We start from the raw sequence: 16,210 nt of genomic DNA on the forward strand, positions 1-16,210 counted from the left end.
GATCTCGCCGGGGGGCGGTGCGGTGGCCTGCTCCGCGTCCGGGGTGCCCGGGAGCCCGCCGAGGATCAGGGGGATCAGCGCGAAGGGAGCCTCCGCCCCGCCGCCCGCTCCGGGCCCGGGGCGCGGCGGACTCCCCGCGATCCACCGCTCCGCCGTCAGCTCGGCCCACGCGTCCGTCTCCGCGGGCGGACTCTCCGGGCCGCCCGTGGCGTCGTACACGCGGAACAGATACGCGAGGGTCGCCTCATCGGAACGGTCGAACCCGGCGTCCGGCCCCACGCCGATGATCTGCTGCGGGGCCCGCCACGGGTCCCTGGCCCAGGTGGTGAACGTCAACGCGGGGACATACGCCTCGGGCAACGACGCACAGGCCAGAGCCACCCACCGGGCCACGGCCCCCGGATCCCGCTCCACAAGTACGATCTGCCGCCCCGCGGGATCATCGAAGAGTCGCCGCACATCAGACAAAAACGCCGCAACCCGCCCCGCCCGCTCCCGCGCGAACTCGACGAGCACCTCACGGCCGAAGTGCGCCTCGCCCAGGGGCCGTTCAGGCACCGGCAGCCCACTCTCCACGAACCCCGCCCCGAACACATCCTGCGCACCGCCCTGCCACCAGGCGGGCGAACCCCAGGTGTCGATGGGCCACATGGGGCCGGGCCCCGGCGTATCGGCCCCAAGATGCAGGGCCTCCACGCGCCGCCCCGGAAGGGTGGCGCACAGCAGGCGACCTCCGTCGGGGAGGAGGGTGTAGCTCAGGTCGGAGGGGGTGGTGTCTGGGGGGTTGGTGGGGAAGGTGTCTGGGGGGTTGGTGGGGGAGGTGCTGGTGGGTGGGGTGCTGGTGGGCGGGGTGCTGGTGGGCGGGGTGCTGGTGGGCGGGGTGCTGGTGGGCGGGGTGCTGCTGGGTGGGGTGCTGCTGGGTGGGGTGCTGGTAGGTGGGGTTTCGGCGGCCGGGGGGCGGGCTGGTGGGGCGTTGTCGACCGGGGCGTCGGTAGCCGGGGCCTCGGCCGGGATGGCAGCGGCTGTCCTGGCGTTGGGGTCCGTTGCGTTGGTGTCTGTTGCGTTGAAGTACGGACCGTTGGGGTACGGAGCGTTGGGATCCGTGGCGTTGGCGTCCGTTGCGTTGGGATCCGAAGCGTTTGAGTACGGAGCGTTGGGACCCGTGCCGTTGAGGTCCGTGGCGTTGGCGTCCGTTGCGTTGGGGTACGGAGCGTTGGGGTACGGAGCGTCGGGACCCGTGCCGTTGAGGTCCGTGGCGTCACCGCTCGCGCCGCCGCCACCTGCACGGTCACCCGCCGCACTGCCGCCCGCACGGTCACACCCGGCGCCACCACCACCCGCGCTCTCGCCACCCGCGCTCTCGCCGCTCACGCCCTCACTGCTCACGCCGTCGCCCGCGCGGGCACCCCCCGCGCCACAACCCGCAAGGTCGCTCCCTGCAAGGTCGATCCCCGCACCGGCGCTTCCCGCCTCCTCGCTCGCCGCATCCCCGTCGACCCACATCCCGACGACCCGCTCGACCGCGACGGCGACAGCGACAGCGACAGCGACCGCGGCGGCGTCTGGCTCGCCCGGTTCCGCAGGGTGCTGGCCCTGCGCTCCTCGCGTGGACGCGGACGCGGACGCCGGGATCAGGCGGGTGGTTCCGGTGTGCGGCTCCTGGCCGAGCCGGTAGCTGAGGCGACGGATGGCCATGCCACATTCTGACCAACCACGGCGTCGGCCCGCAGGCCGTCCGGCAAGTTCACCCCCGTCTCCTCGGCATCGCCCCTCACCTCCGTGCGCGCGCGGCCGTGCGCCCTTGCGCAGCACGGGAGTTGAGGCCACCGTGGTCGCGGGCCGGCGCCGACCGGCGTCGTCCGACGGTGCCTGTGATCGGAGTCGACGTGGCCTCCTTCCTGCTTCCCCACACCCTGCTCGGCGAGGGCCCGCACAAGGTCGTCGCGGTGCACGGGTGGCTCGCCGACCGGTCGGCGTACGCGCCGCTCCTCGCCGACCTCGACCTCGGCGCGTTCCAGTACGCGGCGGTGGACCTGCGCGGCTACGGCGAGGCCAAGGGCGCCGTCGGCTCCTTCACCACGGCCGAGGGGGCGGCCGACGTCCTCGACCTGGCCGACCGGCTCGGCTGGGAGCGGTTCTCGCTGATCGGCCACTCCATGGGCGCCTGCGTGGCCCAGCGCGTCCTGGTCGCCGCGCCGCACCGGGTACGGCGCCTGGTCGGCGTGTCGCCCGTACCCGCTCAAGGCCTGCAACTCACCCCGGAGCAGTGGGAGTTGTTCGCCTCCGCGGCGCACGTACCGGAGAACCGGCGCACCATCATCGACTTCACCACCAGCGGTGTACGCCCCGGCGCCTGGCTCGACCGCATGGTGGACCGCTCCCTCGCGGTGAGCGACCCGAAGGCGTTCCGCGCCTGGCTGGACTCCTGGGCGGGTGAGGACTTCCACACCGAGGTGGACGGCGCGGACGTGCCCGCGCTCGTCGTCACGGGCGCGCTCGACCCCGCGCTCTCGTCGGACCTGATGCGGGAGACGTGGCTGCGGTCGTACCCCCGGGGAGAACTCGTCGAGCTGCCGTCGGCCGGGCACTACGCGATGGACGAGGTGCCCCTCGAACTGATCCGCACCGTCGAGGACTTCCTCCGTGCGGACGAGAACGGGGACGAGGCAGGGGCCGGGGGTGAGGGCGCCTCCGCATGAGTCCGCACAGCGCGCCGCCCCTCGTACCCGACGTCTTCGATCCCCGCCTGTACGCCGAGGGCATCCCCCACGACCGGTACCGCGTCCTGCGCGACCACCACCCGGTGGCCTGGCAGGAGGAGAGGGCCGTGCTCGGCTGGCCCGCGGGTCCCGGCTTCTGGGCGGTCACCCGGCACGCCGACGTGGTCCGCGTCCTGAAGGATTCCGGCACCTTCTCCTCGCATCTGGGCGCCACCCAGATCCGGGACCCGGACCCGGCGGACCTGCCCTTCATCCGGCGCATGATGCTCAATCAAGATCCCCCGGACCACGGGCGGTTGCGCAGGCTGGTCAGCCGGGCGTTCACGCCGCGGCGCGTCGACCGGTTCGAGGCGCGGGCCCGCGAGCGGGCGAGGTCGCTGATCGCCGCGGCCGTGCGGCGGGCCGGGGACACGGACGGGACCTTCGACGTCGTCTCCGCGGTCACCGACGAGTACGCCCTGCTCAATCTCGCCGATCTGCTCGGCGTACCACCGGCCGACCGCGGCCTGCTGCTGCACTGGACGCGGCGCGTCATCGGCTACCAGGATCCGGACGAGGCCACCGCGCCGGTCCTCGGCCCCGACGGGAAGCCGGTCAATCCGCGCTCCCCCGCGCAGCTGCGCGACATGTTCGACTACGCGCGCGCCCTGGCCGCGGACAAGCGGCGGCGTCCCGGCGGCGTCGGCGCAGGACGTACCGGCGACGGCGCCAGGCCTGCCGGCGACCACGACGACCACGACATCATGACGACCCTCGCCTGCGACCCCGAACTCACCGAGCAGGAACTGGAGATGTTCTTCTTCCTGCTCACCGTCGCGGGCAACGACACCGTCCGCTCCGCGGCACCCGGCAGGCTGCTCGCGCTCGCCGGCCACCCCGGCGAGTACGCGCGGCTGCGCCGCGGTGACGTCGGCACCGGCACGGCGGTGGACGAACTCCTGCGCCACCACCCGCCGGTGCTGAGCTTCCGCCGCACGGCGGCCCGTGACACGGAGCTCGCGGGGACCCGGATCGCGGCGGGCGACAAGGTGGTGGTGTTCCACGCCTCCGCCCACCACGACGAACGCGTCTTCACCGACCCGCACCGCCTCGACCTGTCCCGCTCGCCCAACCCCCATGTGGCGTTCGGCGAGGGCCCGCACGTCTGCCTGGGCGCGCACTTCGCCCGCCTCCAACTCCGGGTGTTCTACGAGGAGATCACCCGCACCCTGCCCGCACTGCGTCTCGCGGCACCGCCCCGGCGTCTCGTGTCGCACTTCATCAACGGCCTGAAGTCGCTGCGGTTCGAGGCCCCCACGTAGGCTGCTTCACGCATCCCCCTCCGGCCAGTGGCCGGGGCTCGATCTTGAGGTTCGATAGTCACACCCAGCGTCCGCACAGGTCAGCAAGGGTGCAGCGCTCGACTCCACCAAGCAGCACGCCGCATGGGTGGCCGCTCGGGCGTCGAGCGCATCCGGTGGACTCCTCCAAGGGACCAAACAAGTGCGACCCCGCCCCCGTACTCTGACAGTGACGAGCTGCACAGAGAGGGGCAAGGCCGTGTCTCCAGATGCTACCCCCGACCCGTTCATGGAGCCGGTTGCGTTCGGTCAACGCATGCAGATCCTCCGGACCCGTCGCGGAATGAGTCGTGACGTTCTAGCCGGCCTGCTGGGAATGTCGCCAAGCTGGGTCAAGCAAGTTGAGGGCGGGCGCCTGCACATGCCCAAGCTGCCGATGGTGTTGCGGATCGCAGAGGCGCTCAGGGTTCGAGACCTCTCTGATCTCACAGGAGATCAGTCCATGCACATCAGCCTGTTCACCGGTCCGGGACACGCACGACTGCCCCAGGTCCGGAAAGCAATCAATGCATTCCCGTTGACCACACAGCGGGAGGCGCCGAGCTCCGCGCACCTCCGGGAACGGCTTGTGCGAGCATGGCACGCCCGGCACTCGGCCCCCAATCACCGGGACGTCGTCGGCGCTCTCCTGCCGGACCTCATCCGGGATGCGCAACTCGCGGTGCTGCAAGCCGACTCGGCGAGCGAGCGGCGCCAGGCGCAAGGGCTCCTGTCCGAGGTCTACAGCCTGAGTCAGTTCTTCATCGCGTACCAGCCCGACTCATCACTGTTGTGGCGAGTGGTCGAGCGCGGGATGGTCGCAGCGCAGGAATCCGAAGATCCGCACTCCATTGGCATCTCGGCATGGCTCGCGACGCAAGCGCACCGCGACAGCGGACAGGCGCACTTCGATGCGGCGGACGCCGTGAACCTGGAGACTATTCGCTATCTCGAACCGCATCTTCCGGACGCGAGTAACGATGTACTCGCCATTACCGGGGCTCTGCAATTCGAGGCTGGATATACCGCAGCTCGTAGGGGCGACACAGGAACCGCTTGGCGCTACTGGGATACCGCGCGCGCCGTGGCCGATCGGCTGCCCGTCGACTACTACCACCCTGTGACTTCCTTCTCTCAGGCCGTCATGGGGGCACACGCGGTCACCATTGCGGTCGAGTCGCATGCAGGGCCGGAGAGCGTTCGACAGGCGGCAGCCGCCGACACCACAACCATCCCTTCGCGCCCCCGGCGCGCACGGCACCGGATCGAGGAAGCGCGCGGCTACCAGCTGGACGGGCAGACAGAAGCGGCCCTGGCTGCGCTCGACAAGGCGTACGAAGCGGCGCCGGAAACCATCCGATACAACGGCTACGCCAAGCGCATCGTCTTGGAAGAAGCAGAGTCGAAGAGCCCGGCACAACGGCGCCGGGCAAGTGAACTAGCCGTAAAGATCGGCGTATTGGCGGCGTGAACGAGGGGGTACAAAGTGTGCCCCCTCTCCTTCCTCATGGGTCCTACGGTCAGTTGTCCAACGACTGCCAGAGACCCCCGCGACCGCGTGCGGCGGCCCGGGGGCGTGGCCCACCTGAGGGAAGCAGGTCGACATGGCGCACTGTATCGCCCGTATCTTCGAGCCGCTGTGGCGGCTGCTGTTCCCCGCATCGGGACGCCACCGCGCCGCCGCGTCGTCCCCGGCCGCGCTGCCCACCGGCCCACCGACCGGGTGCCTGCCGCGCGTGCCCGAGTTGCGGGGTGAGGACATCGGCCCCCGCTGGAGTCACGGCGCGGAGGTGACGGCCCGATGAGCGATGACCACACCATCGGCGACACCGTCCGCGACACGATCCACAACCGGGTAGGCGTGGTGATGGACCACCTCGGCTCCTACCTCCAACTCCGCCCCGTGCACGGCGGGTGCGAGTGGGATGTCAAGCCCGAACACGTCCGGCCCGTCACTCAGTCCGATCTCCTCGGCGACCGAATCGCACGGGCCAACGCCCGTAGCAGCAACGGGGGTTCGCGGTGAGGCGGACCTTTCGGTACGTGCCCTACGCCCTGGTGCAGGACCCCTACGCCGCACCCGAGTACGAAGCCCGCTGCGTGGCGGGGGATGACGCCGACTGCGGCGCCGTCTCCGGACGCCACGTCGACCCGGGGCCGGTCGAGGAGTGGCAGCGCCGCCACACGCAGGAGACCGGGCACACGCGCTATCGCCGGACCTTCGTGGACTACGCGGTCATGGAGCCCCCCGCCGGCCCGCCCGCCGGGCTGGAACCGGCGCACGTGGCGAGGGTGACGGCGCGAGGGGCGTGAGGGGCGTGAGGGGCGTGAGGGGCGTGAGGGGCGTGAGGCAGGGGGACGACTGAGCCGGGCGGAGGGGGCCACCGTGCCGGGACAGCCCGGCGGCCCCCTCCGGTCGACCCGCCCCCCACTCGCCCCCGCTCACCCGCCCCCCTCGATCACGATCCGGTCTCGCTCCCCCTCCCACCCCTTGCCACACGCACGTGTAATCGTTTCCAATCCTTGTGTAATCGATTCCACAAGGAGGTGGACCGATGCCGCCGAGCAGTTCCGGGTCCGTGGGGATCAAGGATGTGGCCGCCGAGGCCGGGGTCTCCGTGGCCACGGTGTCGCGGGTGCTCAACAGTCACCCCTCGGTCAGTCCCGCGTCCCGCGCCCGCGTGCTCGCCGCCGTGGAGTCGCTGGGCTACCGGCCCAACGCCGTCGCCCGCTCGCTGCGCACCGACCAGACGCGGACGCTCGGGCTGGTGATCAGCGACGTGCTCAATCCCTACTTCACGGAGCTTGCCCGGTCCGTCGAGGAGGCCGCGCGGGCGCTCGGTTACAGCGTGATCATCGGCAACGCCGACGAGCGGCCCGAGCTGCAGGACCATCACGTACGCACCCTGCTCGACCGGCGGATCGACGGTCTGCTCGTCTCCCCCACCGACGGCGGCTCCCCGCTGATGCTCGACGCCGCGCGCGCCGGGACGCCGATGGTGTTCGTGGACCGGTGGATCCCGGGACTCGACGTCCCGGTGGTCCGCTCCGACGGGCGCACGGCCGTACGGGATCTGGTCGCGCATCTGCACGGGCTCGGTCACCGCAGGCTCGCCATCATCGCGGGCCCGGCCGCCACCACCACGGGAAGCGAGCGCGTCGACGCCTTCCGGGACGCGCTGCGCGAGCACGGCATCGCGCTGCCCGACGCCTACATCGGCCAGGGCGACTTCCAGGCCGACAGCGGCCGCCGGGCCACCGAGCGTTTCCTCGCGCTCCCCGAGCCGCCCGAAGTCGTCTTCGCCGCCGACAACTTGATGGCGCTCGGCGCCCTCGACGCGATCCGCGCGCACGGCCTGCGCGTCCCGCACGACATCGGGCTCGCCGCGTTCGACGACATCCCGTGGTTCGTGCACACCGATCCGCCGGTGACCGCGATCGCCCAGCCGACCGGTGACCTCGGACGGGCCGCCGTACGGGCGCTGGTCGACCGGATCGAGGGCAGGAGCCCGCGCTCCGTGACCCTGCCGGCCCGCCTGGTCGTACGGCGTTCCTGCGGCGAGCCCGCCCCCAGCCAGGAAAGGAGCAGCCGGTGAGCCGGACGGACGAGATGCGTCACGCGGACGAGGTGCTGCGCATCGAAGGCATCCGCAAGACGTTCCCCGGCGTCGTCGCGCTCGACTCCGTCGACTTCGATCTGCGGCGCGGGGAGGTGCACGTCCTGCTCGGCGAGAACGGCGCGGGCAAGAGCACCCTGATCAAGATGCTGTCCGGCGCGTACCGGCCGGACAGCGGCCGCGTCGTCGTGGACGGGCAGGAGGTCCGCATCCATGGCGCGCAGGACGCCGAGCAGCTCGGCATCGCCACCATCTACCAGGAGTTCAACCTGGTCCCCGAACTGACGGTGGCCGAGAACATCTTCCTCGGCAGGCAGCCGCGCCGGTTCGGGATGATCGACCGGAAGCGGATGGAGGACGAGGCCGCCGAGCTGCTGCGGCGCGTCGGTCTGCCGGTGTCGCCGCGCGCCAAGGTGCGTGAACTGGGCATCGCACGGCTCCAGATGGTCGAGATCGCCAAGGCGCTCAGCCTGCGGGCGCGCGTCCTGATCATGGACGAACCGACCGCGGTCCTCACCTCCGAGGAGGTCGACAAGCTCTTCGGGATCGTCCGCACGCTGCGCGAGGACGGTGTCGGCATCGTCTTCATCACCCACCACCTGGAGGAGATCGCGGCGCTCGGCGACCGCGTCACCGTCCTGCGGGACGGCCGCAGCATCGACCAGGTGCCCGCGTCGACCCCGGAGGACGAACTCGTCCGTCTGATGGTGGGCCGCAGCATCGAGCAGCAGTATCCGCGCCGACGCCCGGACGCCGGGCCCCCGTTGCTGTCCGTGCAGGGGCTCACCCGCAACGGCGTCTTCCACGACGTCAGCTTCGAGGTGCGGGCCGGTGAGGTCGTCGGCCTCGCGGGCCTGGTCGGCGCGGGGCGCACCGAGGTGGCGCGTGCCGTCTTCGGTGCCGATCCGTACGACGCGGGCAGCGTCGGCGTGCGCGGTGAGCGGCTGCCCCGGCACGACGTGAACGCCGCGATGGGCGCGGGCATCGGCCTCGTGCCGGAGGACCGCAAGGGCCAGGGGCTGCTGCTCGACGCCTCCGTGCAGGAGAACCTCGGCCTGGTGACGCTGCGTTCGGCGACCCGCGCCGGGCTCGTGGACCTCAAGGGGCAGCAGCGGGCGGCCGCCCGGGTCGCCGAGCAGCTCGGCGTACGCATGGCGGGGCTCGGCCAGCACGTGCGGACGCTCTCCGGCGGCAACCAGCAGAAGGTCGTCATCGGCAAGTGGCTGCTCGCGGACATCAAGGTGCTGATCCTCGACGAGCCGACGCGCGGCATCGACGTCGGCGCGAAGGTCGAGATCTACCAGCTCATCAACGAGCTGACGGCCTCCGGGCACGCGGTCCTGATGATCTCCAGCGATCTGCCCGAGGTGCTCGGCATGAGCGACCGGGTGCTTGTCATGGCGCAGGGCCGGATCGCCGGTGAACTCGCTGCGGAAGAAGCCACCCAGGACGCCGTGATGGCACTCGCCGTCGGCGCCGCGGCCGTACAGAACGACGAAGCGCACGAAGCGGAGGGCTCCCGTGGCCACTGAAACCCTGAAGCGCGACGCGGGTGGTGCCTCCTCGCTCCGCCGCGTCCTGCTCGACAACGGCGCGCTCAGCGCCCTGATCGTCCTGGTCGTGGCGATGTCGCTGCTCTCGGGCGACTTCCTGACCACCCAGAACCTGCTCAACGTCGGTGTGCAGGCGGCCGTCACCGCGATCCTCGCGTTCGGTGTGACGTTCGTGATCGTCTCGGCGGGCATCGACCTGTCGGTGGGATCGGTGGCGGCGCTCTCCGCGACCGTGCTCGCCTGGTCGGCGACGTCGCAGGGGCTGCCGGTCTGGCTCGCGGTGGTCCTCGCCGTCGCGACCGGCATAGCCTGCGGGTTCGTCAGCGGACTGCTCGTCTCGTACGGCAAACTCCCGCCATTCATCGCGACGCTGGCGATGCTCTCGGTGGCGCGCGGCCTCTCCCTGGTGATCTCCCAGGGCAGCCCGATCGCCTTCCCCGACTCGGTCTCGCACCTCGGCGACACCGTCGGCGGCTGGCTGCCGGTGCCGGTGCTCGTGATGGTCGGGATGGGCCTGGTCACCGCGGTCGTCCTCGGGCGTACGTTCATCGGGCGTGCCATGTACGCGATCGGCGGCAACGAAGAGGCGGCGCGGCTCTCCGGGCTGCGGGTGAAGCGCCAGAAGCTGGTGATCTACGGGCTCTCCGGCCTGTTCGCCGCGGTCGCGGGCATCGTGCTCGCCTCCCGGCTCGTCTCCGCGCAGCCGCAGGCCGCGCAGGGCTACGAGCTGGACGCGATCGCCGCGGTCGTGATCGGCGGCGCCAGCCTGGCGGGCGGCGTCGGCAAGGCGTCGGGCACGCTGGTGGGCGCGCTGATCCTCGCCGTGCTCCGCAACGGCCTCAACCTCCTTTCGGTGTCCGCCTTCTGGCAGCAGGTCGTCATCGGCGTCGTCATCGCGCTCGCCGTCCTCCTCGACACGCTGCGGCGCAAGGCGGGGGCGACGCCCGGGGCCTCCTCGGGCGCCCCGGGAGCGGCCGGACGCAAGGGGCCGCGGGCGGTGCGGTTCACGCTCGCCGCGGTGGTCGTCGCGGCCGTGGTCGGCGCGGTCTCCTTCCTCAACCAGGGCTCGTCCGGCACGACGACCAAGGTCGGCATGTCGCTGTCCACGCTGAACAACCCCTTCTTCGTACAGATGAAGGAGGGCGCGCAGGCCGAGGCCGAGAAGGCGGGCATCGACCTGACGGTCACCGACGCGCAGAACGACGCGTCCCAGCAGTCCAACCAGCTGCAGAACTTCACCGGTGAGGGCGTGAAGTCGATCATCGTCAACCCGGTGGACTCCGACGCGGCGGGCCCGGCCGTGCGGGGCGCCAACAAGTCCGACATCCCGGTCGTCGCGGCGGACCGCGGCGTGAACAAGGCGGAGACCGCCACGCTGGTCGCCTCCGACAACGTCGCGGGCGGCAGGCTCGCGGCGAAGACCCTCGCCGAGAAGCTCGGCGGCAAGGGGAAGATCGTCGTCCTCCAGGGCACCGCGGGCACCTCCGCCAGCCGCGAGCGCGGCCAGGGCTTCGCCGAGGGCATCAAGGCGTACCCCGGCATCGACGTCGTCGCCAAGCAGCCCGCGGACTTCGACCGCACCAAGGGCCTGGACGTCATGACGAACCTCCTCCAGTCCCACAAGGGCGTGCGGGGCGTCTTCGCCGAGAACGACGAGATGGCGCTCGGCGCGGTCAAGGCGCTCGGCGACAAGGCGGGCACGTCCGTGCCGGTGGTCGGCTTCGACGGAACCCCCGACGGGATCAAGGCCGTCGAGGCGGGCACGCTGTACGCCTCGGTCGCGCAGCAGCCCAAGGAGCTCGGCAGGATCGCGGTGCAGAACGCGGTCAGGGCGGCTCAGGGCAAGAAGGTCAAGGAGATGGTGAAGGTGCCGGTGAAGATCGTGACGTCGAAGAACGTCGACGACTTCTCGTGACCGCGGTCCCGTCGCCGCCCGCCACCTCCTCACGTACGAAAGCAGGGAACCCCACATGAACGAGTACGACCTCCTGGTCGTGGGCTCCGCCAACGCCGATCTGGTGGTCGGCGTGGAGCGACGCCCCGCGGCAGGCGAGACGGTCCTCGGCTCCGACCTCGCCGTCCACCCGGGCGGCAAGGGCGGCAACCAGGCGGTCGCCGCGGCCCGGCTCGGCGCCCGCACCGCGCTCCTCGCGCGGGTCGGCGACGACGCCCACGGCGTGCTGCTCCTGGACGCGCAGCGCGCGGCCGGGGTCGACACGGTGGGCCTCCTGGTGGGCGGCGCGCCCACCGGCGTCGCACTGATCACGGTCGACCCGTCGGGCGACAACAGCATCGTGGTGTCGCCGGGCGCCAACGCCCGCCTCACCCCCGACGACATCCGCGCGGCGGGCAGCCTGCTCGCGGCGGCCCGGGTGGTCTCCGCCCAGCTGGAGATTCCCCTCGACACGGTCGCCGAGGTCGTCCGCACGCTGCGGCCCGGCACCCGCTTCGTGCTGAACCCGTCGCCGCCCGCCGAGCTGCCCGCCGAAGTCCTCGCCGCCTGCGACCCGTTGGTCGTCAACGAGCACGAGGCCCGGGTCGTCCTCGGCGACGCGGCCGGCGACACCCCCGAGGACTGGGCGCGGGGTCTCCTCAAGCTCGGCCCCCGCTCGGTGGTCATCACGCTCGGCGCGGCGGGCGCGCTGACCGCCGACGGGCGCACGGACTCCTTCGTACGGGTCCCGAGTCCGCGGGTCGACGCGGTGGACACGACCGGCGCGGGCGACGCGTTCACCGCGGCGCTCGGCTGGCGCCTCGGCCTCGGCGACGACCTGGCGACGGCGGCGGCGTACGCGGTGCGGGTGGGCGCGGCGGCGGTCACCAGGGAAGGCGCGCAGAGCTCCTACCCGACGGCCTCGGAGCTTCCCCCGGAGGTCCCGTCCCCGTGAAGAGGTCCGGCATCCTGAACCGCCATCTCGCGGGCGCGCTCGCCGAGTTGGGGCACGGCGACGGCGTCCTCGTCTGCGACGCGGGGCTGCCGATCCCGGCGGGTCCGCGGGTGGTGGACCTGGCGTTCCGTGCCGGGGTCCCGTCCTTCGCCGAGGTCCTCGACGGGCTGCTCGACGAGCTGGTGGTGGACGGCGGGACGGCGGCCCTGGAAGTACGGGAGGCCAATCCGGCGACGGCACGGCTGCTCGCGGAGCGCCTCCCCGCGCTGGACCTGATCGCGCACGAGGAACTGAAGCGCCGCGCGGCGGACGCCCGTCTGGTGGTCCGCACCGGGGAGGCGCGGCCGTACGCGAATGTGCTGCTGCGGTGCGGGGTGTTCTTCTGAGGGTGGGGGCCTCCGCCGTCCGGGTGCGTCCGCTACCCGGGGGCGTCCGCTATCCGGGGACGCCCGATATCCGGACACAACACCCCGCTCCCTGACCGGATTCCGCCCTTGACGGAGGATCGGCCCACCCTCACCATCAGGCAACGCACAGCTCCACAGCGCCCTGCGGCACCCGCGTCGCAGGGCGCCTCGTACGTTCCGTCCTGTCGCTGTTCGGAATACGGAGCCCCACATGAGACTCTCCAGACCCGCCCTGCCCCGCCTCCTCAGACGGACCACCGCGGGCGTCGCCACGCTCGCCGCCGCCGGGCTGCTCGCCACCGCCGCGCCCGCCGCCCTCGCGGCGCCCTCGCCGACGCTCGCGGCCCCGGACATCCCGCTCGCCAACGTCAAGGCACACTTGTCGCAGCTCCAGTCCATCGCCCAGGCCAACGGCGGCAACCGCGCACACGGCAGGCCCGGCTACAAGGCCTCCATCGACTATGTGAAGGGCAAGCTGGACGCGGCCGGATTCACCACCAGCGTCCAGCAGTTCACATCGAGCGGCGCCACCGGCTACAACCTCGTCGCCGACTGGCCCGGCGGGGACCCGAACAAGGTCCTGATGGCCGGCGCCCACCTCGACAGCGTCTCCGCGGGTCCGGGCATCAACGACAACGGCTCGGGCTCGGCCGGTGTCCTGGAGACCGCGCTCGCCGTCTCGCGGGCGCAGCTCAAGCCCACCAAGCATCTGCGGTTCGCCTGGTGGGGCGCCGAGGAGCTGGGCATGGTCGGCTCGCGGTACTACGTCAACAACCTGCCCACCACGGAGCGTTCGAAGGTCAGCGGCTATCTGAACTTCGACATGATCGGCTCGCCCAACCCGGGCTACTTCGTCTACGACGACGACCCCACCATCGAGAAGACGTTCAAGGACTACTACGCGGGCCTGAACGTCCCGACCGAGATCGAGACCGAGGGCGACGGCCGCTCCGACCACGCCCCGTTCAAGAACGTCGGCATCCCGGTCGGCGGCCTGTTCACCGGCGCCGAGCGCACCAAGTCCAGCGCGCAGGCCCAGAAGTGGGGCGGCACGGCGGGCCAGGCCTTCGACCGCTGCTACCACTCGTCCTGCGACACCGCGTCGAACATCAACGACACGGCCCTCGACCGCAACAGCGACGCCATCGCCCACGCCATCTGGACCCTCGGCACCGACACCTCCGTGCCGCCCGGCGACAGCTACGAGAACACCACCGACGTCAGCATCCCGGACAACGGCGCCGCGGTGACCTCGACGGTCAACGTGACGGGCCGCACCGGCAACGCTCCCGCCACCCTCAAGGTCGGCGTCGACATCCGCCACACCTGGCGCGGCGACGTGGTCATCGATCTGCTCGCACCCGACGGCACCGCCTACCGCCTGAAGAACTCCAGCGGCAACGACTCGGCGGACGACATCATCGCGACGTACACGGTCGACGCGTCGAGCGAGACCGCCAACGGCGCCTGGAAGCTGAGCGTCCAGGACGTCGCGGCGCAGGACACGGGCTACATCAACAGCTGGAAGCTCACCTTCTAGGAGCGGCGCCTCCGGTGCCGGTGGTCGCTGAACACCGGCACCGGCAACGCACCGGCAGCGTCAGGGCGTACCGCTGGCGCCCGCCCGCTTCCCGCTGAACTTCGTCGTCTTCTCCAGGACGTCCGGCGCGTACAGGCGCAGCCCCTGGTGGAGGGCGAACTCCGCCAGGTAGGCGCGCAGCACCGACGGCGGCTCCTCGGCGAGGCCGAGCATCCTGCGGTTCGCGACCACCGCGGGGGCCGACAGTTCCTCGACGGCGGCCGCCACCGCCGTGCCGACGTCCTCGGGCGGGACGACCTCGTCGCAGATCAGCCGGGCCTCCGGCTCCCCGGCGTGGATGCGCCGTCCGGAGAGGATGACCTGGCGGGCGAGGCGGTTGCCCGCGATGCGCGGCAGCCGCAGGTTGGCCACGCCCGGGATGATGCCCTCCTGCGCGGCGGGCAGGCTGAAGTAGGCGTCGGAGGCGGCGATCACGCGGTCGAAGGCGAAGAGGAGCTGCATGCCGCCGCCGATGGCGAAGGTGTCGACGGCGGCGATCCACGGCTTCTGCACGGTGCGCGTCGACCAGTGCGGCCGGGGCACCCTGACCGGCTCGCCGTTCCCGTCGGTGACCGGGTCGCCCTGTCCGTCGGTCAGGAGCAGGCCGCGCTGCAGCTTGCTGATGTAGCCCAGTTCGCGGCGCAGCAGGAAGTCCGTGTACGAGATGCGGCCCGCGTCGAGGTGGCGGAGGTTGATGCCCGCGCTGAAGACGCGGCGGCCCTGGTAGCGCGGATGCGTCATCTCGCCGCCGCGCAGCACCCCGGCCTTGCTCCGTCCGTCGAGGAGCGCCAGGTCGACGCCGACGTCCATGGCGGCGATCAGTTCGTTGTCCTCGGCGTTGAGCGCGGCCGGGCTCGTCACCGTCAGATGGGTGGCGGCGCCGACGCGGTCGACGCGCAGGGGGCCCAGGTCGACACTGCCCCGCTCGGTGAACTCGGGCAGCAGGGCGAGCGCGCGGTCCGTGGGGCGGAGCAGCGACTCCATCAGATGGGTCCCGGCCCGTTCCTGGCGCAGCACCCCGGCGAAGAAGACGGCCTGGTCGATCTCCCGGCCCTCCTTGTCCGCCTGCGCGAGGACGGACTCGGCCGCCAGCTGCTCGCGGGTCGGGACGAGCCCCGCGAGCACCTCCGCGGCGGCGAGGACGAGTTCGTCCAGCCAGAGGTACCGGGTGCGGTGTCCGGTCAGCGCGTCGTACACGGCCTGCCCGTGCTCGGCCATGAACGCGGCGCGCGCCCGCCGCGCCTCGTCCACGGCGTCATCGACACGCGCCTGCTCCCCGGCCGTCCGGTCGGCCTTGGCGGGCATCCCCGCCAGAACCTTCTCGGCCCGCGCGGCCACGGCACCGGGCCGCCGCCAGGCTTCGGCCAACGCGGAGGTCATCGGCCGCCTCGCGATCCGGCGGGGGCGGGGACCGGGGGAACGGCCGGGGCGGAAGCCGGGTCCCCTTCCCCTCCCGTTGCCGCTTCCGCATCCGCCGTCGCCGCCCGCAACGCCCGGTCGCACGCCGCGAGATGGGTGCCGAGGGCGTCCTCGAAGGAGGTGCCGGGCGCGTCCAGGATCAGGCCGCGCAGCAGGCGGGCCTCGACGCGGGACGGACTGCCCGCGACGGCCTTGGCCACGCGGTCGTCGAGCGCGTCAGTGATCTCGTCGACGATGTCCAACTCCTTGGCCTGGTACGCCTCCAGGGCCCCGGCCCCCGCCATGCACAGCGTCAGCCTGCGGGCGCGTGACACGCCGATGCGGTGGGCGAGCCGGTGGACGGCCATGCCGGGCCAGAAGCCGCCGGCCGCGGTGGGCAGGGTGACGCGCAGGTCGGGCGTGGCGATCCGCACGTCCGCGGCGAGGAGCAGGTCGAACGCGGGGCCGCCGCAGGCCCCTGACGCGGCGACCAGAGTGACGGCGTCGAGGCGTTCCCACTGGCGCAGGGCGCGCTCCCACTTGTTGACCGTGTGGACGTCGACGGGCCCCGGCCAGTCCGCGTGGCCCGCGCCGACCTCGATCACCGCCGCCGTGGCCCGCTCGTCCTCGGCCCGCTCACGGAACGCGGTGAGCGTCCCGGTGAGTCGTGCCATGCCCTGGGAGGCGTCGAGCCGCATCCGCAACATCGTCACTGCCTTTCACATCCAT

General features: G+C 72.1%; 14 protein-coding genes and 1 pseudogene. 12 read left to right on the top strand and 3 right to left on the bottom strand.

All coding sequences use genetic code 11. The features are described from left to right. Nucleotides 1-558: pseudogene (locus tag ACFWZ2_RS39730) on the bottom strand (hypothetical protein); the annotation flags it as partial. A 1,328-nt stretch (nucleotides 559-1,886) separates the two neighbouring features. On the opposite strand from ACFWZ2_RS39730, the gene ACFWZ2_RS39735 reads away from it, so the two are divergent. The 12 genes from ACFWZ2_RS39735 to ACFWZ2_RS39790 all read left to right on the top strand — a co-directional run bounded on the left by ACFWZ2_RS39735 (nucleotide 1,887) and on the right by ACFWZ2_RS39790 (nucleotide 14,044). Further along, entirely contained in the window at nucleotides 1,887-2,699 is an 813-nt protein-coding gene (locus ACFWZ2_RS39735) for an alpha/beta fold hydrolase (protein ID WP_384554408.1), read from the top strand. Continuing rightward, nucleotides 2,696-4,021, top strand: coding sequence for a cytochrome P450 (locus ACFWZ2_RS39740; protein ID WP_384554379.1), 1,326 nt, complete (start codon nucleotides 2,696-2,698; stop codon nucleotides 4,019-4,021). Before ACFWZ2_RS39735 ends, ACFWZ2_RS39740 begins: the two co-directional genes overlap by 4 nt. Nucleotides 4,022-4,259: 238 nt before the next feature. Beyond that, nucleotides 4,260-5,510, top strand: a complete 1,251-nt coding sequence (locus ACFWZ2_RS39745) for a helix-turn-helix domain-containing protein (protein ID WP_384554381.1) — start codon at nucleotides 4,260-4,262, stop codon at nucleotides 5,508-5,510. A gap of 133 nt (nucleotides 5,511-5,643) precedes the next feature. Next, on the top strand, nucleotides 5,644-5,844 hold the full coding sequence (locus ACFWZ2_RS39750; RefSeq protein ID WP_384554383.1) for a hypothetical protein: 201 nt from the start codon (nucleotides 5,644-5,646) through the stop codon (nucleotides 5,842-5,844). Beyond that, a complete protein-coding gene (locus ACFWZ2_RS39755) occupies nucleotides 5,841-6,065 on the top strand; it encodes a hypothetical protein (protein WP_384554385.1) in 225 nt (74 codons plus the stop codon). The genes ACFWZ2_RS39750 and ACFWZ2_RS39755 overlap by 4 nt, the downstream gene beginning before the upstream one ends. A 17-nt stretch (nucleotides 6,066-6,082) precedes the next feature. Continuing rightward, nucleotides 6,083-6,352: a hypothetical protein gene (locus ACFWZ2_RS39760; protein WP_384554387.1), complete on the top strand. Its 270-nt coding sequence runs from the start codon at nucleotides 6,083-6,085 to the stop codon at nucleotides 6,350-6,352. 242 nt (nucleotides 6,353-6,594) lie between these two features. Further along, a complete protein-coding gene (locus ACFWZ2_RS39765) occupies nucleotides 6,595-7,635 on the top strand; it encodes a LacI family DNA-binding transcriptional regulator (RefSeq protein ID WP_384554389.1) in 1,041 nt (346 codons plus the stop codon). A gap of 14 nt (nucleotides 7,636-7,649) precedes the next feature. Next, nucleotides 7,650-9,188 (top strand): sugar ABC transporter ATP-binding protein, encoded by a 1,539-nt coding sequence (locus ACFWZ2_RS39770; RefSeq protein WP_384554410.1) that lies wholly within the window; start codon nucleotides 7,650-7,652, stop codon nucleotides 9,186-9,188. Beyond that, nucleotides 9,178-11,124: a substrate-binding domain-containing protein gene (locus ACFWZ2_RS39775; protein WP_384554391.1), complete on the top strand. Its 1,947-nt coding sequence runs from the start codon at nucleotides 9,178-9,180 to the stop codon at nucleotides 11,122-11,124. The genes ACFWZ2_RS39770 and ACFWZ2_RS39775 overlap by 11 nt, the downstream gene beginning before the upstream one ends. Before the next feature lie 55 nt (nucleotides 11,125-11,179). Beyond that, on the top strand, nucleotides 11,180-12,097 hold the full coding sequence (locus tag ACFWZ2_RS39780) for a ribokinase (RefSeq protein WP_384554393.1): 918 nt from the start codon (nucleotides 11,180-11,182) through the stop codon (nucleotides 12,095-12,097). Beyond that, on the top strand, nucleotides 12,094-12,483 hold the full coding sequence (gene rbsD, locus ACFWZ2_RS39785) for a D-ribose pyranase (protein ID WP_384554395.1): 390 nt from the start codon (nucleotides 12,094-12,096) through the stop codon (nucleotides 12,481-12,483). The genes ACFWZ2_RS39780 and rbsD overlap by 4 nt, the downstream gene beginning before the upstream one ends. Nucleotides 12,484-12,715: 232 nt before the next feature. Continuing rightward, entirely contained in the window at nucleotides 12,716-14,044 is a 1,329-nt protein-coding gene (locus tag ACFWZ2_RS39790) for a M28 family metallopeptidase (protein ID WP_384554397.1), read from the top strand. Nucleotides 14,045-14,104: 60 nt separating this feature from the next. Here the strand turns inward: ACFWZ2_RS39790 and dpgC are convergent, their stop codons facing one another. Both dpgC and dpgB read right to left on the bottom strand, forming a co-directional pair. After that, the gene (gene dpgC, locus ACFWZ2_RS39795) at nucleotides 14,105-15,463 is read right to left on the bottom strand and encodes a (3,5-dihydroxyphenyl)acetyl-CoA 1,2-dioxygenase DpgC (RefSeq protein WP_384554399.1); all 1,359 of its coding nucleotides are present in this window, start codon (nucleotides 15,461-15,463) and stop codon (nucleotides 14,105-14,107) included. After that, nucleotides 15,460-16,188, bottom strand: a complete 729-nt coding sequence (gene dpgB, locus ACFWZ2_RS39800; protein WP_384554412.1) for an enoyl-CoA-hydratase DpgB — start codon at nucleotides 16,186-16,188, stop codon at nucleotides 15,460-15,462. The genes dpgC and dpgB overlap by 4 nt, the downstream gene beginning before the upstream one ends. Nucleotides 16,189-16,210 lie beyond the last annotated feature (22 nt).

Source organism: Streptomyces sp. NPDC059002 (genome assembly GCF_042740435.1).
In the GTDB taxonomy this organism is placed as follows: domain Bacteria; phylum Actinomycetota; class Actinomycetes; order Streptomycetales; family Streptomycetaceae; genus Streptomyces.